Annotated in this window: 19 protein-coding genes; 14 read left to right on the top strand and 5 right to left on the bottom strand. The window is 61.1% G+C overall.

Annotated elements, in window-relative coordinates:
- Positions 1-37: 37 nt before the first annotated feature.
- The 4 genes from J9870_RS01165 (at position 38) to J9870_RS01150 (ending at position 3,338) form a co-directional block, all read left to right on the top strand.
- Entirely contained in the window at positions 38-847 is an 810-nt protein-coding gene (locus J9870_RS01165; RefSeq protein ID WP_210642337.1) for a MetQ/NlpA family ABC transporter substrate-binding protein, read from the top strand.
- 2 nt (positions 848-849) lie between these two features.
- The gene (locus J9870_RS01160; RefSeq protein ID WP_210642336.1) at positions 850-1,974 is read left to right on the top strand and encodes an ATP-binding cassette domain-containing protein; all 1,125 of its coding nucleotides are present in this window, start codon (positions 850-852) and stop codon (positions 1,972-1,974) included.
- The gene (locus J9870_RS01155) at positions 1,964-2,608 is read left to right on the top strand and encodes a methionine ABC transporter permease (protein ID WP_025211262.1); all 645 of its coding nucleotides are present in this window, start codon (positions 1,964-1,966) and stop codon (positions 2,606-2,608) included. The genes J9870_RS01160 and J9870_RS01155 overlap by 11 nt, the downstream gene beginning before the upstream one ends.
- 103 nt (positions 2,609-2,711) lie before the next feature.
- Entirely contained in the window at positions 2,712-3,338 is a 627-nt protein-coding gene (locus J9870_RS01150; protein ID WP_210642335.1) for a class I SAM-dependent methyltransferase, read from the top strand.
- Between the two features lie 66 nt (positions 3,339-3,404).
- Here the strand turns inward: J9870_RS01150 and J9870_RS01145 are convergent, their stop codons facing one another.
- Positions 3,405-3,983 (bottom strand): transporter substrate-binding domain-containing protein, encoded by a 579-nt coding sequence (locus J9870_RS01145; RefSeq protein ID WP_210642334.1) that lies wholly within the window; start codon positions 3,981-3,983, stop codon positions 3,405-3,407.
- 134 nt (positions 3,984-4,117) lie between these two features.
- Here J9870_RS01145 and J9870_RS01140 point away from each other — a divergent pair, with 134 nt between their 5' ends.
- Positions 4,118-4,543, top strand: coding sequence for a DUF4399 domain-containing protein (locus J9870_RS01140; protein ID WP_210642333.1), 426 nt, complete (start codon positions 4,118-4,120; stop codon positions 4,541-4,543).
- A 190-nt stretch (positions 4,544-4,733) separates the two neighbouring features.
- On the opposite strand, the gene serA is transcribed toward J9870_RS01140, so the two are convergent.
- On the bottom strand, positions 4,734-5,963 hold the full coding sequence (gene serA, locus J9870_RS01135) for a phosphoglycerate dehydrogenase (RefSeq protein WP_210642332.1): 1,230 nt from the start codon (positions 5,961-5,963) through the stop codon (positions 4,734-4,736).
- A 205-nt stretch (positions 5,964-6,168) separates the two neighbouring features.
- Between serA and J9870_RS01130 the strand changes: the two genes are divergently transcribed.
- From J9870_RS01130 to J9870_RS01115, 4 genes are all read left to right on the top strand, one after another.
- The gene (locus J9870_RS01130) at positions 6,169-7,563 is read left to right on the top strand and encodes an FAD-binding oxidoreductase (RefSeq protein WP_210642331.1); all 1,395 of its coding nucleotides are present in this window, start codon (positions 6,169-6,171) and stop codon (positions 7,561-7,563) included.
- 36 nt (positions 7,564-7,599) lie between these two features.
- Positions 7,600-8,265: a fumarylacetoacetate hydrolase family protein gene (locus J9870_RS01125; RefSeq protein ID WP_210642330.1), complete on the top strand. Its 666-nt coding sequence runs from the start codon at positions 7,600-7,602 to the stop codon at positions 8,263-8,265.
- A gap of 229 nt (positions 8,266-8,494) precedes the next feature.
- Positions 8,495-9,424 (top strand): SdiA-regulated domain-containing protein, encoded by a 930-nt coding sequence (locus J9870_RS01120; protein ID WP_210642329.1) that lies wholly within the window; start codon positions 8,495-8,497, stop codon positions 9,422-9,424.
- 119 nt (positions 9,425-9,543) lie between these two features.
- Entirely contained in the window at positions 9,544-10,452 is a 909-nt protein-coding gene (locus J9870_RS01115) for an SdiA-regulated domain-containing protein (protein WP_210642328.1), read from the top strand.
- Between the two features lie 81 nt (positions 10,453-10,533).
- Here the strand turns inward: J9870_RS01115 and rpiA are convergent, their stop codons facing one another.
- A complete protein-coding gene (rpiA, locus tag J9870_RS01110; RefSeq protein WP_210642327.1) occupies positions 10,534-11,208 on the bottom strand; it encodes a ribose-5-phosphate isomerase RpiA in 675 nt (224 codons plus the stop codon).
- 253 nt (positions 11,209-11,461) lie between these two features.
- Here rpiA and ilvA point away from each other — a divergent pair, with 253 nt between their 5' ends.
- Together ilvA and J9870_RS01100 are read left to right on the top strand one after the other, a co-directional pair.
- Positions 11,462-12,976 (top strand): threonine ammonia-lyase, biosynthetic, encoded by a 1,515-nt coding sequence (gene ilvA / locus J9870_RS01105; RefSeq protein ID WP_210642326.1) that lies wholly within the window; start codon positions 11,462-11,464, stop codon positions 12,974-12,976.
- A 51-nt stretch (positions 12,977-13,027) separates the two neighbouring features.
- Positions 13,028-13,453, top strand: a complete 426-nt coding sequence (locus J9870_RS01100; RefSeq protein WP_210642325.1) for a DUF2269 family protein — start codon at positions 13,028-13,030, stop codon at positions 13,451-13,453.
- 104 nt (positions 13,454-13,557) lie between these two features.
- On the opposite strand, the gene J9870_RS01095 is transcribed toward J9870_RS01100, so the two are convergent.
- Positions 13,558-14,214, bottom strand: a complete 657-nt coding sequence (locus tag J9870_RS01095) for an HAD family hydrolase (RefSeq protein WP_210642324.1) — start codon at positions 14,212-14,214, stop codon at positions 13,558-13,560.
- Positions 14,215-14,369: 155 nt separating this feature from the next.
- Here J9870_RS01095 and J9870_RS01090 point away from each other — a divergent pair, with 155 nt between their 5' ends.
- Positions 14,370-14,849, top strand: coding sequence for an RNA pyrophosphohydrolase (locus J9870_RS01090; protein ID WP_003186867.1), 480 nt, complete (start codon positions 14,370-14,372; stop codon positions 14,847-14,849).
- Between the two features lie 22 nt (positions 14,850-14,871).
- Entirely contained in the window at positions 14,872-17,151 is a 2,280-nt protein-coding gene (ptsP, locus tag J9870_RS01085; protein WP_058546640.1) for a phosphoenolpyruvate--protein phosphotransferase, read from the top strand.
- A gap of 132 nt (positions 17,152-17,283) precedes the next feature.
- Here the strand turns inward: ptsP and J9870_RS01080 are convergent, their stop codons facing one another.
- On the bottom strand, positions 17,284-18,030 hold the full coding sequence (locus J9870_RS01080) for an NRDE family protein (RefSeq protein ID WP_210642323.1): 747 nt from the start codon (positions 18,028-18,030) through the stop codon (positions 17,284-17,286).
- A gap of 150 nt (positions 18,031-18,180) precedes the next feature.
- On the opposite strand from J9870_RS01080, the gene J9870_RS01075 reads away from it, so the two are divergent.
- Positions 18,181-18,963, top strand: coding sequence for a sulfite exporter TauE/SafE family protein (locus J9870_RS01075; protein ID WP_109752344.1), 783 nt, complete (start codon positions 18,181-18,183; stop codon positions 18,961-18,963).
- Positions 18,964-18,999: the final 36 nt, after the last annotated feature.

Genomic DNA, 18,999 nt, shown 5'->3' with positions numbered 1-18,999 from the left:
AAAAACCGCACCTGACTATAAATGACTGGAAAAAACCATGACCAAACACGCGCTCTCCCTACCAGTCAAAGCACTGGCCCTGGCCCTCGGCCTGTTCAGCTCGGCGCTGTTCGCCGCCGATGCACCGTTGAAAATCGGTACTACCGCCGCGTTCGCCATTCCCCTGGAGGCCGCCGTGGAAGAAGCCGGCAAGCAAGGCCTGAAAGTCGAGCTGGTGGAGTTCAGCGACTGGATCGCGCCGAACGTCAGCCTGGCTTCCGGTGATATCGACGTGAATTATTTCCAGCACATCCCGTTCCTGGAAAACGCCAAGGCCGCCGCCGGGTTCGACCTGGTGCCCTTTGCGCCGGGAATCATCAACAACGTCGGCCTCTATTCAAAGAAATACAAAAGCTTCGACGAACTGCCCGAGGGCGCGAGCGTGGCCATTGCCAACGATCCGATCAACAGCGGTCGCGGCTTGCAACTGCTAGCCAAGGCCGGGTTGATCACCCTCAAGCCAGGCGTAGGCTACAAGGCCACTGAAGACGACATCGTTGCCAACCCGAAGAAACTCAAGATCCTCCAGGTCGAAGCCGTGCAACTGGTGCGGGCCTATGAAGATGCCGACCTGGTGCAGGGCTACCCGGCCTACATCCGCCTGGCCAAGACCTTCGATGCCACGTCGGCCTTGCTGTTCGATGGCCTGGATCACAAGGAGTACGTCATTCAGTTCGTGATCCAGCCCAAGAGCAAGAACGACCCGCGCCTGGCCAAGTTCGTCGACATCTACCAGCACTCGCCAGCGGTGCGTGCCGCCCTGGACAAGGCCCACGGCAAGCTCTACCAGGCCGGCTGGGAAGGTTGACCATGAACGCCGTCAACGCTCGACTCCGACACGAAGCCCCCACGCTCCAGAGCGCGGAACAGACTGAACTGCACCCGGAGCTGAACCGTGCCCATGTGCGTTTCATCGGTCTGGGCAAGACCTACAACGGCAGCCAAGGTCCGGTGGCTGCATTGCACGGCATCGACCTGGCGATCCAACGCGGCGAGGTGTTCGGCATCATCGGCCGCAGCGGCGCCGGCAAGTCGTCACTGATTCGCACCATCAACCGTCTGGAACAACCCAGCAGCGGGCGGGTGCTGATCGATCAGGTGGACATCGGCGAGTTCGATGAGGACCGCCTGGTGGAACTGCGCCGGCGCATCGGCATGATCTTCCAGCACTTCAACCTGATGTCAGCCAAGACCGTGTGGCAGAACGTCGAGCTGCCGCTGAAGGTCGCCGGCGTCCCCAAGGAACAGCGCCAGCGCAAAGTCCGCGAGCTGCTGGAACTGGTCGGTTTGCAAGGCAAGCACAAGGCCTACCCGGCGCAGCTCTCCGGCGGGCAGAAGCAACGGGTCGGGATTGCCCGGGCGCTGGTGCATGACCCGCAGATTCTGCTGTGCGACGAGGCCACATCAGCCCTGGATCCGGAGACCACCCAATCGATCCTCGGTCTGCTGCGCCAGATCAATCAGCGACTGGGCCTGACCATCGTGCTGATCACCCATGAAATGGCGGTGATTCGCGAAGTCTGCGACCGGGTGGTGGTGCTCGAACAAGGGCGAATCGTCGAGCAGGGCCCGGTTTGGGAAGTGTTCGGCAACCCGCAACATGAGGTCAGCCGGACGCTGTTGGCGCCATTGCAACACGCCGTGCCAGACGAGCTGCAAAGCCGCCTGCAAGCGCAGCCGGCATCGGCGGATGCAGCGACCGTGCTGCGCGTGCAATTCACCGGGGTTGGCCGTGACGAGCCAGACCTCGCGGCGTTGTTCAGCGCCCTTGGCGGACGGGTACGGCTGTTGCACGGCGGCATCGAACGGATTCAGGGCCACGGGCTGGGGCAATTGCTGCTCGCGGTGAGCGGCTCGTCATGGGGCGCCGAGGAATTGCGTCAACGTGCCGGCAACTGGGCGCAACGGGTGGAGGTGCTGGGTTATGTGGTTTGATCGGTTATTGCAGGGTTTCATCGACACGTTCCTGATGGTTGGCGTGTCGTCGCTGATCGCGCTGCTGGCGGGCATTCCGCTGGCGGTGATCCTGGTCACCAGCGGCAAGGGCGGGATCTATGAAGCGCCAGCCTTGAATCGCGCCTTGGGCGCGTTCGTGAATCTGTTTCGCTCGATACCGTTCCTGATTCTGATGGTGGCGTTGATTCCGTTCACCCGGTTGATCGTCGGCACTACTTACGGCGTCTGGGCTGCGGTGGTTCCGTTGACTATCGCCGCCACGCCGTTCTTCGCCCGCATCGCCGAAGTCAGCCTGCGGGAGGTCGACCATGGCCTGATCGAAGCCGCCCAAGCCATGGGTTGCCGCCGTTGGCACATCGTCTGGCATGTACTGCTGCCCGAAGCCCTGCCCGGGATCGTCGGCGGCTTTACCATCACCCTGGTGACCATGATCAACTCCTCGGCCATGGCCGGAGCGATTGGCGCCGGCGGCCTGGGCGACATCGCTTATCGCTACGGCTACCAACGCTTCGACAGCCAGATCATGCTCACGGTGATCGTGTTGCTGGTGGCCTTGGTGGCGGTGATTCAGCTGGGCGGAGACCGCTTGGCGCGGGGCCTGAACAAACGCTGACGCGGGGCTTTTCATGTGGGAGCGAGCTTGCTCGCGATTGGCTGCGAAGCCGCCAGTGTCCTTGCGGTATAGTCGGCTGACGCTCCCAACCCAGTCATGACTCATGAAACATACCGCCGAAGACCTGCAAGCCATCACGGCTACCACCCTGGGCCATTACAACGCGGTCGCCGATAGCTTTCGCGAAGGCACCCGTGACCACGATGTCAGCCAGAATATCGACGCGTTGCTGCGCCATATCCAGGGCCAGGCACCGCTGCATATCCTGGATTTCGGCTGTGGCCCGGGGCGCGATTTGCGCACGTTCACCGGCATGGGTCATGTCGCGGTCGGCCTCGACGGCTCAGCGGAATTTGCCCGGATGGCGCGCCAGGACAGCGGCTGTGAAGTGTGGCAGCAGGACTTCTTGAAACTCGACCTGCCGGCCGAACGCTTCGACGGGATCTTCGCCAACGCCGTGCTGTTTCACATTCCGCTGCAGGAACTGCCGCGGGTGCTCAAACAACTGCACGCCACGCTCAAGCCCGGTGGCGTGCTGTTCAGCTCCAACCCTCGGGGCGAGAACCAGGAGGGCTGGAACGGCCAGCGCTTCGGCGCCTATCACGACCTGGCCGCGTGGCGCACGCTGCTCAGCGAAGCAGGTTTTGTGGAGCTGGAGCATTACTACCGGCCGGCGGGGCTGCCACGCGAGCAGCAGCCTTGGCTGGCGAGTGTCTGGCGTAAAGCTTGAGATCCAACCCCCCTGAGGCGAGGGGATTTATCCCCTCGCCTCAAAGTATCGCGTTGAATCCGGGTATCAATTGTTTTCCGCAGGCTGCTTGCCCAACCACTTCTGCGACAACTGCTCCAACCGCCCATCCTCCTTGATCCGTGCCAGGGCATTGTCCAGGCTGGCCTTGAACGCCGGGTTGCCCTTCTGGAACGGAATCACCAGGTCCGGTGCCGGCTCGCTCTTTTCCTGCGGCTGGAACGACTGCGCCATGACCAGCGGACGTGGCGACTCCTCCTTGCTCGCCAACAGTTGTGCATCCGGATGGCTGTAAACGGCGCTGGTGTCGAAACGTTCCGCCAGTTCCGGGGTCATTGCTATGTGGTTGATGGCGACGTCGTACTTGCCGCTTTCCACACCACTGAGCAAGTCCCCGGCATCAGTGACTACGAAATCGGGCTGTACGTCGAGCTCACCCGCCAACATCTGGCCCAGCTCCACTTCGAAGCCAGTGAGCTTGCCGTCTTCCTTGAAGTTGAAAGGAGCGGTATTGGCCTCGAGGGCAATGCGCAGTTCGCCACGGTCATTGATATCGTCGATCAGTTCGGCATGGGCCAGAGGGCTCAAAAGGGGAAGCAGGCAGATCAGGCCAGGCAGGAAACGCATGGTCACTCCTTTGTAATTTATACAAGCGACGCTCGTTTCAGGCGCGCTTTGCTATGGTTGTTGCAGGCTTCGACAACGATTGGTCATGAAGTTGTCATGGCCAGGCGGATTTCATGGAAAAACTGGAGAAAAAAATGAAAAGCTTTATGTCTCGTGCGGCGTTGGCCGGCCTGTTACTGGGTGCTTCCGTGCTGGCAACCGCCGCAACTCCAGCGCCGAAAGGCGCAGAAGTGTTCATCGTATCCCCGGAAGACGGCGCCACCGTCGGCCAGGCATTCACCGTCAAGTTCGGCGTCAAGGAAATCGCCCTGGCACCGGCGGGCGACGTGACTAAAAATACAGGCCATCACCATTTGCTGATCGATGTGGACAAATTGCCTGCCGAAGGTGCGCCGATTCCAAACGACGCCAACCACATGCACTTTGGCAAGGCACAAACCCAGGCCGACATCAAACTGGCCCCGGGCAAGCATACCTTGCAGCTGGAACTGGGTGACAGCGGCCATATGCCGTTCGACCCACCGATCGTTTCCAAGAAGATCACGGTGAACGTGAAGTAACAGCGCCGACCGACACACTGCAGGCCTTTTGTGGGAGCGAGCTTGCCCGCGATAGCGGTGGTTCAGTTGATAGATCTGCTTCTGACACACCGCAATCGCGAACAAGCTCGCTCCCACCGGTTATGTGTTCGACAGAAAAAAACGGGAGCCCCCTGCGAGGCTCCCGTTTTTTATTGCAAGCCAGGCCTGCTTAGAACAACACGCGGCAACGAATCGTGCCGTTGATGTGCTGCAGCTTCTCTTGCGCCAGGTCCGAGTATTCGGCGTCGACGTCGATCACGACGTAGCCGACTTTCTCGTTGGTCTGCAGGAACTGACCGGAAATGTTGATGCCGTTTTCGGCGAAGACCTTGTTGATCTCGCTCATCACACCCGGGATGTTCTCGTGGATGTGCAACAGGCGGTGCTTGCCAGGGTGAGCCGGCAAGGCCACTTCCGGGAAGTTCACCGACGATACCGAAGTACCGTTGTCGCTGTACTTGACCAGTTTTTCCGCTACTTCCAGGCCGATGTTGGCCTGGGCTTCAGCGGTGGAGCCGCCGATGTGCGGGGTCAGGATCACGTTGTCCAGGCCACGCAGCGGGCTTTCGAAGATATCGTCGTTGGAGCGTGGCTCCACCGGGAACACGTCGATGGCCGCGCCGATCAGGTGCTTGTCCTTGATCGCTTCGGCCAGGGCGTCGAGCTCGACCACGGTGCCACGAGCGGCGTTGATCAGGATCCCGCCCTTCTTGATGGCACGGATTTCCTTCTCGCCGATCATCCACTGGGTGGCAGCGGTTTCCGGCACGTGCAGGGTCACGATGTCGGACATGCCCAACAACTCGTGCAAGTTGTTGACCTGGGTGGCGTTGCCCAGCGGCAGCTTGGTCACGGTGTCGTAGAAAAACACCTGCATGCCCAGGCCTTCAGCCAGTACCGACAGCTGGGTGCCGATCGAGCCGTAGCCGACGATCCCCAGTTTCTTGCCGCGGATTTCGAAGGAGTTGGCCGCGCTCTTGATCCAGCCGCCACGGTGGCAGGACGCGTTTTTCTCAGGGATGCCGCGCAGCAGCAGGATCGCTTCGGCCAATACCAGCTCGGCAACGGAACGGGTGTTGGAGTACGGCGCGTTGAACACCGCGATACCGCGCTCGCGCGCCGCGTTGAGGTCAACCTGGTTGGTGCCGATGCAGAAGCAGCCGACCGCGACCAGTTTCTTGGCGTGGTCGAAGATCTCTTCGGTCAATTGCGTACGGGAGCGAATGCCGATGAAGTGAGCATCAGCGATCTTTTCCTTGAGCTGGGCTTCCGGCAGAGAACTGGTGATGTACTCGATGCTGGTGTAGCCCGCCGACTTGAGGACGTCGACAGCCGATTGGTGGACGCCTTCGAGAAGAAGGAACTTGATCTTGCTCTTATCGAGAGAAGTCTTGCTCATCTGCGTAAACCTGTGTCCCGGAGAAAAATGGCAGGGAATCGGACAGCGCATGCTGACCCGACCGGCGTGACAGCCGTCGCCGCAGAACAGCCGTTGGGCACTACGCTGCGGGGTCGGTATGCTAGCATATGCACCCCGCTAAACACTCATTCCTGCGACGTGAAGCGTTCTCAGGATGACCATGAATTGTTCGAGAGTTCTGTCGATGACCAATCCTGCCCTGATAGATGAGCTGAAGACCCTGGTTGAGCCTGGCAAGGTCCTGACCGATGCCGACTCCCTGAACGCTTACGGCAAGGATTGGACCAAGCACTTCGCCCCGGCGCCAAGCGCCATTGTCTTCCCCAAGACCACCGAGCAGGTCCAGGCCATCGTGCGCTGGGCCAATGCGCACAAGGTTGCGCTGGTGCCATCGGGCGGACGCACCGGGCTTTCCGCCGCAGCTGTGGCGGCCAACGGCGAGGTGGTCGTGTCATTCGACTACATGAACCAGATTCTCGACGTGAACCTCACAGACCGCACCGCCGTCTGCCAGCCGGGCGTAGTCACCGAACAATTGCAGAACAAGGCGGAAGAACACGGCCTGTACTATCCGGTAGACTTCGCCTCGGCCGGTTCCAGCCAGATTGGCGGCAATATCGGCACCAATGCCGGCGGGATCAAGGTCATTCGTTACGGCATGACCCGTAACTGGGTTGCCGGCATGAAAGTCGTCACCGGCAAGGGTGACTTGCTGGAGTTGAACAAGGACCTGATCAAGAACGCCACCGGTTACGACTTGCGGCAGCTGTTCATCGGCGCCGAGGGCACCCTCGGCTTCGTGGTCGAGGCCACCATGCGCCTGGACCGCACCCCGAAAAACCTCACGGCGATGGTGCTCGGCACCTCGGACTTCGACTCGATCATGCCCGTGCTGCACGCCTTCCAGGGCAAGCTCGACCTGACCGCCTTCGAATTCTTCTCCGACAAGGCCCTGGCCAAGGTGCTGGGCCGTGGCGACGTGCCAGCACCGTTCGAAACCGAGTGCCCGTTCTACGCCCTGCTGGAATTCGAAGCCACCACCGAGGAAGTCGCCAACCACGCCCTGGAAACCTTCGAACATTGTGTGGAGCAAGGCTGGGTGCTGGACGGTGTGATGAGCCAGAGCGAAACCCAGTTGCAGAACCTGTGGAAGCTGCGCGAATACATCTCCGAAACCATTTCCCACTGGACGCCGTACAAGAACGACATCTCGGTTACCGTCTCGAAAGTCCCAGCGTTTTTGCAGGAAATCGATGCGATCGTCGGCGAACACTATCCGGATTTCGAAATCGTCTGGTTCGGCCACATCGGCGACGGCAACCTGCACTTGAACATCCTCAAGCCGGAAAACCTGAGCAAGGATGAGTTCTTCGCCAAGTGCGCGACCGTGAACAAATGGGTCTTCGAAACCGTCGAGAAGTACAACGGCTCGATTTCCGCCGAGCACGGCGTGGGCATGACCAAGCGTGACTACCTGACCTACAGTCGTTCGCCAGTGGAAATCGAATACATGAAAGCCGTGAAGGCCGTATTCGACCCGAACGGCATCATGAACCCGGGCAAGATTTTCGCGGTTTAAAAAACACCTGATGAATCCCAGAAGCAGGAGTCGGTAATGAGCTATCAGCACCAGTATGTCGACGGTACCCGTATTCATTTCCCGGTAGGGAAAGTGGTGTGCATTGGCCGTAACTACGCCGAACATGCCAAGGAACTGGATAATCCGGTGCCCACCGAACCGTTGCTGTTCATCAAGCCCGGCAGTTGCGTGGTGCCACTGGAAGGCGGCTTCAGCATTCCGACCGAGCGCGGCTCGGTGCACTACGAGGCGGAAATCGCCGTGCTGATCGGCAAGCCATTGTCGACCCGCCCGAGTGTCGAAGAAGTGCTGGACGCCATCTCCGGCTTCGCTCCGGCCCTGGACCTGACCCTGCGGGACAAGCAGGCCGAACTCAAGGCCAAGGGCCTGCCCTGGGAAGTGGCCAAGTCCTTCGACGGCGCGGCAGTGCTCGCACCGTTCGTGTCGAGCGGCACCTTTGCCGACCTGACCGATATCCCCGTTCGCCTGACCATCAACGGTGAAGTGCGCCAGGACGGCAACAGCAGCCTGATGCTCAACCCTATCGTGCCGATGATCCAATACATGGCCGGCTGCTTCTCGCTGCAGGCCGGCGACGTGATCCTCACCGGTACCCCGGCGGGCGTCGGGCCGCTGAATGTGGGCGATGAACTGGTATTGGAACTGCCAGGGGCGAGCCGCTTCGAAAGCAGCGTTCGCTAACCGCTGCCCTGTGTACGTCCTGCGGAAGCGAGCTTGCTCGTGATTGCGGTGCGCCAGCCAACATCAATATTGGCTGCGATGACCTCATCGCGAGCAAGCTCGATCCCACAGGGTACGGTTGGTCTCCCACCATTTACCGTTTTTTTCACATGCCATCCGGATAATTCCGAGGAATGCGGCATCTGAGCCAGCCATTCCCGTAACCGAATTATCTGGAACGCATTCCCCGATGGCCAAGACCCAAGCACTGCCCCCCGTCAAACCCATCCGCTCTCGCTTCGCCCTACCCTGGTACGCCTGGTTGCTGCTGGTGCTGGGTGCCGCCTACAGCTTGGCGTTTGCGATGCATTGGGATGATCGGGCCCTGCTTTGGCTGTCGGAACATTTTCAAAGCCCCGCCCAACGCCAGGAAAGCACTTGGCTACCGGACTACCGCGCGGTGATCGACGCCAAGCCACTGCCAGGCATGGAGAAGGATGAGGCGTCCGATGTGACCTACAATCCGCAGACCAAGACCCTGTTCGCGGTCATGGGCAAAAACCCGTTCCTGGTGGAGCTGAGCCTGCAAGGTGACGTACTGCGCAAAATCCCATTGGTGGGTTGGAGCAATCCCGAAGGCGTGGCCTATATGGAAAACGGCCTGCTGGCCATTACCGATGAGCGCAATCACGCGCTGACCATCGTCCACGTCGATGCCGACACCCGCGAACTGAACAATACAGACTTCCCTCACTATGACCTCGGCCCGTCAAAGAACCAGAACAAGGGGTTCGAGGCGGTCGTCTGGGATCCGCGTAACCAGCAATTGGTGCTCGGGGAAGAACGCCCGCCAGCGCTGTTCACCTGGAAAAGCGACGGCAGCCGCTTGCTCCAGGGCGACAAGCAGATCCACACCAGCAATGAATTGGACCTGCGTAACCTCTCCGCCCTGGCAATCGACCCGCGTACCGGACACCTGCTAGTGCTTTCGGCCGACTCCCATCTGCTGCTGGAGCTGGACGAAAAAGGTGAGCAGGTCAGCTTCATGACGCTACTGGGTGGTTTCAATGGTCTGAAAGACACGATCCCCCGTGCCGAAGGCGTGACTGTCGATGAGGCAGGCAACCTCTATATGGTCAGTGAGCCGAACCTCTTCTATCGTTTCGAGAAACAACGCTGATAGGGCTGACTCTGTAGGACCATTCCTCATTCGTTGTAGGGTGTGGCACACAGCCATTAAGCTTCAGTTCAGGCAACCGTGGTATTTCCAACCGCCTGTTCTTATCCGAGCCCACCCAGATGCGCCGACTCACCCGCCCCAAACCCTTGATTCTGATGGCACTGACGATCGCACTGACCCTCTCGATCGCCGTGGGGCAGTACCTGCGCCTGTTCGAACGCGCCTGGTTCAATCTCAATACCCTCTGGCACCCCCTCAGCGAACAGGCCATCGGCCTGGATCAATATCGGGTTGCGGTGGAGGCGCAGGCGATCGAAGGCCTGGACGACGACGTTTCGGCGCTGACATTCGACCCGGTACGCGAGAGTCTCTTCACCGTTACCAACAAGAACGCCGAGCTGATCGAGCTGTCACTGGACGGCAAGATCCTGCGGCGCGTGGCGCTGATCGGCTTCGGTGATCCGGAGGCGGTGGAGTTCATCAGCGAAAACACTTACGTCATCACTGACGAGCGCCAACAACGGCTGATCAAGATTCACCTCGAGGACGATACCCAATTCCTCGACGCAGCCGACGCCGAGCAAATGACCCTTGGCGTGCACATGAGCGGTAACAAAGGATTCGAAGGGCTGGCTTACGACTCGGTGGGCAAACGGCTGTTTGTGGCCAAGGAACGCGACCCGATGCTGATTTATGAAGTGCACGGATTTCCCCACCAAAATCCAGAAAAATCCTACGCAGTTCACGTGATCAACAACCCCAAGCGCGATGCCGGGCTGTTCGTGCGCGACCTCTCGAGCTTGCAGTACGATGAGCGCAGCGGCCATTTGCTGGCGCTGTCCGATGAGTCGCGGTTGATCATCGAGCTGGATATCGACGGCCGCCCCTTGAGCACGCTGTCATTGAGCAAGGGCCGCCAAGGCTTGCAGAAAACCGTACCCCAGGCCGAAGGCCTCGCCATGGATGACGACGGCAACCTGTATGTGGTGAGCGAGCCGAATCTGTTCTACGTATTCAAGAAGCCGTAGCCTTGATGCTCGCCTGGCGCAGCCCTGTGGGAGCGAGCAAGCTCGCTCCCACAGGGTCAGGTGTCAGCCACAGTCACCTGATTATTCAGCCCGCAGGGTTTTCACCCCTTCAGGAGTCCCCAGCAACAGCACATCCGCTGGCCGAGCCGCGAACAAACCGTTGGTGACCACGCCAACGATAGCGTTGATCTGGCTTTCCAGTTCCACCGGGTTGGTGATCTGCAGGTTGTGCACATCGAGGATGATATTGCCGTTATCGGTCAGCACGCCTTCGCGGTACACCGGGTCGCCGCCCAGCTTCACCAGTTCGCGGGCTACATGACTGCGGGCCATCGGGATGACTTCCACTGGCAACGGGAATGCACCGAGCACCGGCACCAGCTTGCTGGCATCAGCGATGCAGATGAAAGTCTTGGCCACAGCGGCGACGATCTTCTCGCGTGTCAGGGCCGCGCCGCCCCCCTTGATCAGGTTCAAGTGGGCGTCGCTTTCGTCGGCGCCGTCGATGTAGAACTCCAGGTCGCTCACGGTATTGAGCTCATACACCGGGATCCCGTGGCCTTTGAGGCGCGCGGCAGTGGCTTCGGAGCTGGCGACCGCGCCGTCGAACGCGCCTTTGTGTCGAGCCAGCGCGTCGATGAAGCAGTTAGCCGTTGAGCCGGTGCCGACCCCGACGATGCTCTTGTCATCCAGCTTCGGGAGGATGAGGTCGACAGCGGCCTGGGCCACGGCCTGTTTGAGTTGATCCTGGGTCATGCGGGCTCCGAGGGTGCCGAGAGGGAACGAAAGGCCGGCATTATAGGCGTAGAAACCGTGGTGGGGGAGCAAGCTCGCGCTTGAGTGCGAAGCGCTCATCGCTTTTTCTGGGGCCGCTGCGCGACCCAGCGGGCGCAAGCGCCCTCGCCACAGGGCGTTCGACGCCTTCAAACCACTTAATTCGTGTGGTCGTCCAGCCAAAAGCCGGGTTAGACTCCTTGGCCCTGCCCAACCCGCTCAGTGATGCTTTCCGATGCTTGAACAGTACGTCAAAAAGATCCTCACCTCGCGCGTTTACGACGTTGCCGTAGAAACCCCACTACAGACCGCTCGCCAGCTTTCCGAGCGGTTGGGCAACAGTATTTTGCTCAAGCGCGAAGACTTGCAGCCGGTGTTCTCGTTCAAGATTCGCGGGGCCTACAACAAGTTGACACAACTCAGCGACGAAGAGCGTGCACGCGGCGTGGTCACCGCATCGGCAGGCAACCATGCCCAGGGCCTGGCCCTGGCGGCCAAAGTGCTGGGCGTCAAAGCCACCATCGTGATGCCCAAGACCACCCCGGAAATCAAGGTCGAAGGCGTGCGCTCACGGGGCGGCAAAGTGGTGCTGCACGGCGACTCGTTCCCCGAAGCCCTGGCCTATTCGCTGAAGCTGGTGGACGAAAAGGGCTATGTCTACATTCACCCGTATGACGATCCCCACACCATTGCCGGGCAGGGCACAGTGGCGATGGAAATCCTGCGCCAGCACCCGGGGCGCCTGGATGCGATTTTCGTCCCGGTGGGCGGCGGCGGGCTGATCGCCGGGATCGCGGCCTACGTGAAGTACCTGCGGCCGGAGATCAAGATCATCGGCGTCGAACCGGACGACTCCAACTGCCTGCAAGCCGCCATGGCCGCCGGTGAGCGTGTGGTGCTGCCCACCGTGGGGCTGTTTGCCGACGGCGTGGCCGTGGCCCAGATCGGCCAGCACACCTTTGATATCTGCAAGCACTACGTGGATGAAGTGATCACTGTCAGCACTGACGAGATCTGCGCCGCCATCAAGGATATCTACGACGATACCCGCTCGATCACCGAACCTGCCGGCGCGTTGGGCGTGGCCGGGATCAAGAAATACGTCGAGTCGCGGGGCGTCAGCGGCCAGACGCTGGTGGCCATCGACTCCGGCGCCAACGTCAACTTCGACCGCTTGCGCCACGTCGCCGAACGCGCCGAGCTGGGCGAAGGCCGCGAAGCGATCATCGCGGTGACCATCCCCGAGAAACCGGGCAGTTTCAAGGCGTTCTGCGAAGCCATAGGCAAGCGCCAGATCACCGAATTCAACTACCGCTACAACACCGGCAGCGAAGCGCACATCTTCGTTGGCGTACAAACGCACCCGGAAAACGACCCGCGCAGCGCGCTGATCGCCAGCCTGACCGAGCAAGGCTTCCCGGTACTGGACCTGACCGACAACGAACTGGCCAAGCTGCATATCCGCCACATGGTGGGTGGGCACGCGGCGCACGTTATCGACGAAGTAGTGCTGCGCTTCGAATTCCCGGAACGCCCGGGGGCGCTGTTCAATTTCCTCAACAAGCTGGGTGGTCGCTGGAATATCTCGATGTTCCACTACCGCAACCATGGTGCGGCGGATGGCCGTGTTGTCGCTGGGTTGCAGGTGCCCCACGATGAACGCCACCTGGTCCCGGCCGCGCTGGAAGAAATCGGCTATCCGTATTGGGATGAGAGCGATAACCCGGCGTATCAGCTGTTCCTGGGGTGACCCCGCACCACTGGGGCTAAGCTGTTGAGCAAGTCATAAGGAAATCGAACGATGGAAACGTTAACCGTGCTGAAAGTCGCCCACGTCGTGGCCACGGGGTTGCTGTTGGCAGGCGCCCTGGGGTTGGCGATCTGGGTCTGGCGCACGCGCCGCAATGGCGATGCCACCGCGGCGGCTCGTACGCTGCAACGCCCGCGGCTGTTCATCTGGTTGGTGATGATCCTTGCGCTGGCAAGCCTGCCCTTCACGGGGTGGTGGATGGTCCATCAGGTCGGCTGGCCGCTGGGACAGACCTGGCTGTTGGCTTCCAGCGTGCTCTACACCGTGGCGGCGCTGGCAGGGTTCTGGCTCCTGGTGCGGCTGAACAAACTGCGCAAGGCGCCGGGAGGTAGCGGGAAGTTTACCTTTGCCTTGGCGCTGTTCAGCGTTGTCTGCTTTATCGCCATTGCGGGGTTGATGGGCGCCAAGCCGGTTTAAGGTTTTAGACCGAGCCGCCCCCATCGCGAGCAAGCTCGCTTCCACAGGAGTTGTGTGATCGCCGCAAATCTCTTGTGGGAGCGAGCTTGCTCGCGATGACGATTTCAGCCGCGCAACGAAATCACCGGCCAACCCCGCTTCTGGGCCTCGGCCCGAAGATTCGGATCCGGATCCACCGCCACCGGGTGCGTCACCACTTCCAGCAACGCCAGATCGTTCATCGAATCACTGTAGAAATAGCTGCCGTCGAGCGAATGCCCGGTCTCTTCCAGCCAGCGGTTCAGCCGGGTCACCTTGCCCTCGCGAAAGCACGGAACATCGGTACTGCGCCCGCTGTAGCGACCATCGATCATTTCACACTCGGTGGCAATCAGGGTCTCGACCCCCAGGCGCTCGGCAATCGGCCCGGTGACAAAGCGGTTGGTGGCGGTGATGATCACCAGCTTGTCGCCGGCGTCACGGTGCTTTTCCAACAATTCGATGGCCTGGGGCAACACAATCGGTTCGATACAATCGCGCATGTAGTCCAGATGCCACTGTGCCAGTACATCCATTTCCGTACGACCGAGGATTTCCAGGCAAAAATTCAGGTACTCGGCGTTGTCGAGCTTGCCGGCCAGGTAATCCTGGTAAAACTCATCGTTACGCGCTTTATAGGTAACGGCATCGAGGAAACCACGCTCACACAGGTAATCGCCCCAGGCGTGATCGCTGTCGCCACCCAACAGCGTGTTGTCCAAGTCGAATAAAGCCAGCCGCATTGCAGTTACTCGCTGAAAATTCTGAAGAAAGGTGTCCAGAATACGGACTTTTCACAAGAGTGCACATAAGGTAGGTGACGTGTGTGGTTAGTTCGTTGCTGCTTTCACAACCTTTGTGGAACAATGCGGCGACATGCGTTTGCGAGGTTCTTGCCGTGATCGATCCCGATGGTTTCCGCCCCAATGTGGGGATCATTCTTACGAATGATGCAGGGCAGGTGCTATGGGCTCGCCGTATCAATCAAGACGCCTGGCAGTTTCCCCAGGGCGGGATCAACCCCCAGGAGACGCCGGAAGAGGCCTTGTACCGCGAGTTGAACGAAGAAGTGGGGCTTGAGCGAGAAGATGTCGAAATACTCGCCTGCACCCGAGGCTGGTTGCGCTATCGTTTGCCGCAACGCCTGGTTCGCACGCACAGCCAACCGCTGTGCATCGGCCAGAAGCAGAAATGGTTTCTCCTGCGCCTGATCTCCAACGAGCAGCGGGTGCGGATGGATTTGACCGGTAAACCGGAGTTCGATGGCTGGCGCTGGGTCAGCTATTGGTATCCGTTGGGCCAGGTGGTGACATTCAAGCGCGAAGTGTATCGACGCGCTCTCAAAGAGCTTGCCCCGCGCCTGCTGACGCGCGACTGACGACGGAGTTCGACCCCGAGCCATGCTCAATACGCTGCGCAAGATCGTCCAGGAAGTTAACTCCGCCAAGGATCTCAAGGCGGCGTTGGGGATTATTGTATTGCGCGTCAAAGAGGCCATGGGCAGCCAGGTCTGCTCGGTCTACCTGCTGGACCCCGAGACCAACCGTTTCGTGCTGATGGCCACCGAGGGCTTGAACAAGCGCTCGATCGGCAAGGTCAGCATGGCGCCCAATGAAGGTCTGGTCGGCCTGGTCGGCACGCGCGAAGAACCCCTGAACCTTGAGAACGCTGCGGATCACCCCCGCTATCGTTACTTCGCCGAAACGGGGGAAGAACGCTACGCCTCGTTCCTCGGGGCGCCGATCATCCACCACCGCCGCGTTGTCGGCGTGTTGGTCATCCAGCAAAAAGAGCGCCGCCAGTTCGACGAGGGCGAAGAAGCCTTCCTCGTGACCATGAGCGCGCAACTGGCCGGGGTTATTGCCCATGCCGAGGCCACCGGCTCGATCAGCGGCCTGGGACGCCAGGGCAAGGGCATCCAGGAAGCCAAGTTCGTCGGCGTGCCTGGCTCACCGGGCGCGGCCGTGGGTACGGCGGTGGTCATGTTGCCGCCCGCCGACCTCGACGTGGTGCCGGACAAGACCATCACCGATATCGATGCCGAACTGGGCTTGTTCAAGACAGCCATTGAAGGTGTGCGCGCCGACATGCGCGCCCTGTCGGCCAAGCTGGCGACGCAACTGCGCCCTGAAGAGCGCGCGCTGTTCGACGTCTACCTGATGATGCTCGACGACGCCTCCCTGGGCAGCGAAGTGACCACGGTCATCAAGACCGGCCAATGGGCCCAGGGCGCGTTGCGCCAGGTGGTGACCGACCACGTCAACCGTTTCGAGCTGATGGACGACGCCTACCTGCGCGAACGCGCCTCCGACGTCAAGGACCTGGGCCGCCGGTTGCTGGCCTATTTGCAGCAGGAACGCCAGCAGACCCTGGTCTACCCGGACAACACCATCCTGGTCAGCGAAGAGCTGACCCCGGCCATGCTCGGCGAAGTGCCCGAAGGCAAACTGGCGGGGCTGGTCTCGGTATTGGGTTCGGGCAACTCCCACGTGGCGATCCTGGCCCGGGCCATGGGCATCCCGACGGTGATGGGCCTGGTGGACCTGCCGTATTCCAAGGTCGACGGCATCCAGATGATCGTCGACGGCTACCACGGCGAGGTCTACACCAACCCCAGCGAAGTACTGCGCAAGCAGTTTGCCGATGTGGTGGAGGAAGAAAAACAACTGTCCCTGGGACTGGACGCGCTGCGGGACCTGCCGTGCGTGACCCTCGACGGCCACCGCATGCCGCTGTGGGTCAACACCGGCCTGCTGGCCGACGTGGCCCGGGCGCAAAAACGTGGCGCCGAGGGTGTGGGCCTGTACCGCACCGAAGTGCCGTTCATGATCAACCAGCGCTTCCCCAGCGAAAAGGAACAGCTGGCGATCTACCGCGAACAACTGGCCGCGTTCCACCCGCAGCCGGTGACCATGCGCAGCCTGGACATCGGTGGCGACAAGTCGCTGTCCTACTTCCCGATCAAGGAAGACAACCCGTTCCTCGGCTGGCGCGGCATTCGCGTAACGCTCGACCACCCGGAAATCTTCCTGGTCCAGGCCCGCGCCATGCTCAAGGCCAGCGAAGGCTTGAACAACCTGCGCATCCTGTTGCCAATGATCTCCGGCACCCATGAACTGGAAGAAGCCCTGCACCTGATCCACAGGGCCTGGGGTGAAGTACGCGACGAAGGCACCGACGTGCCGATGCCGCCGGTGGGCGTGATGATCGAGATTCCGGCAGCGGTGTACCAGACCAAGGAACTGGCGCGCCAGGTGGACTTCCTGTCGGTGGGCTCCAACGACCTGACCCAGTACCTGCTGGCCGTGGACCGCAACAACCCACGGGTAGCCGACCTGTACGACTACCTGCACCCGGCGGTGCTGCAAGCCTTGCAGAACGTGGTGCGCGACGCCCATGCCGAAGGCAAGCCGGTGAGCATCTGCGGCGAAATGGCCGGCGACCCGGCAGCGGCGGTGCTGCTGATGGCGATGGGTTTCGACAGCCTGTCGATGAACGCCACCAACCTGCCGAAAGTGAAGTGGATGCTGCGTCAGATCAACCTCAGCAAGGCCCAGGAGTTGCTGGCCGAGGTGATGACCATCGACAACCCGCAGGTGATCCACAGCTCCTTGCAACTGGCGCTGAAGAACCTAGGGTTGGCGCGGATGATCAATCCGGCTTCGAACAAGACGCTCTGAATCTGTAGCGCACCTATCGCGAGCAGGCTCGCTCCCGCAGGAGATCTCGGTTGTTCACACAATATGTGTTCACCGCAGATCCACTGTGGGAGCGAGCCTGCTCGCGATAGGGCCAGACCTGACACCACAAAGCTAGACCCTGACCTCGACCTCCCCCAAATGCCCCCCATGCGGCCCGAAACTGCGCTCGACCATATGCCGTGTCCCATCGGCATGGACAATCAACGCCGTGCTTGCCCGCGTTCCATAAGCCGGGCTGGCAATGAACACGCTCGACAGCAGCATCTCAGTCGCCAGCCCCACGCCCGTATCCGGCAGTTCAGCCACCGGGGCGGGTTGCGGGTCGTTCAGCAGCGCCAATAGGGCCTGGGGCTGCGGATCGTCCAGCACCTCGGCCAGCGCCGCGCGGGCCTTGAGCACCTTGGGCCATGGCGTATTCAACCCGGCATTGGACAGGCCATAAACGCCTTCGGCCAACCGCTGTGGCTGGGTATCGCGGGCGTTGAAATGCCATAGCTCGGTACCATCGCCAAGCAGCAGGTTGAACCCGCCAAACTCGCTGGCGCGGGGCACCACTTCGCTCAAGTACTCGACAATCGAAAGATTTCCGGTCAGGAACCGAGCCACCAGCTCACCGCGCGACTTGAATGCCGGCAACTGACCCGGGTCACGGATGTTGGTCAGGGCGGCAAAGCGACCCTCGGCACCAACGCCGAGCCAGGTACCGCCGGCCTCCAGGTCACGACCGGCATGGACATGGGGCGCATCAGGCCACTGCGCCAGAGGCAAGGTCGGCCGGGCGTAGAACTCGTCGCGGTTGGCCGCCACGATCAGTGGCTGGGCGTGGCCGGGGCGCCAGGCAAATATGATCAGGCACATCAGGAAGTCCCGTTAGCAATGCCAGTCAGTTGAAAGAATAAGTCACTCTACCCAGACATCGCTCCCACATCCATCGCCTTCAGTAGAGCCAAAGGCCCTGGATCCGTTACCATGCCGCTCTTATTTCGGGGGATGGGCGGGGAGACGCTGGTGGAATTTTTGCTCTATCTGCTGCTCGGCGCCTGCGCCGGCGTGCTGGCCGGGCTGTTCGGCGTGGGCGGCGGGATCATCATCGTCCCGGTGCTGGTGTTCAGTTTCACGTTGCAGGGTTTCGACCCGCAGGTCTTGACGCACCTGGCCGTCGGCACCTCGCTGGCGTCGATCATCTTCACCTCGGTCAATGCCGTACGCGAGCATCAGCGCAAAGGCGCGGTGCGCTGGCCGGTGTTCGCCTGGATGACCGTTGGCATCCTGATCGGTGCCGGTTTTGGCGCGATCACCGCTGAAGCGATTTCCGGTCCGCACCTGCAGAGGATCATCGGCGTGTTCGCCCTGGTCGTCGCCGCGCAATTGGCCCTGGATCTCAAGCCCAAGGCCAGCCGTACGGTGCCAGGCAAGGGCGGCCTGACCTTGGCCGGCACGGTGATCGGCTGGGCCTCGGCGATCTTCGGCATCGGCGGCGGTTCGCTGACCGTGCCGTTCCTGACCTGGCGCAGCGTGCCGATGCAGCAAGCGGTCGCGACGTCATCGGCCTGCGGGCTGCCCATCGCCGTGGTCAGCGCATTGAGTTTCATGATTCTGGGCTGGCACGATCCGTTGCTGCCGGCCCATAGTCTCGGTTTTGTGTATTTGCCGGCGTTGCTGGGCATCGCCCTGACCAGTATGGTCTTCGCCCGTTTCGGTGCGCGGCTGGCCCACCGCCTGTCGCCACGCTTGCTCAAACGGCTGTTCGCCGCTTTGCTGTTCTGCGTCGGCTTGAGTTTCCTGTTCTGACGCAATCCTGGCTTAATCCCGAGGTGGCAGCGTCGC

This window comes from Pseudomonas sp. Tri1, assembly GCF_017968885.1.
In the GTDB taxonomy this organism is placed as follows: Bacteria; Pseudomonadota; Gammaproteobacteria; order Pseudomonadales; family Pseudomonadaceae; genus Aquipseudomonas.
Note: the sequence above shows the minus strand (reverse complement) of the source record. Positions and strands in the feature narration are given on the sequence as shown.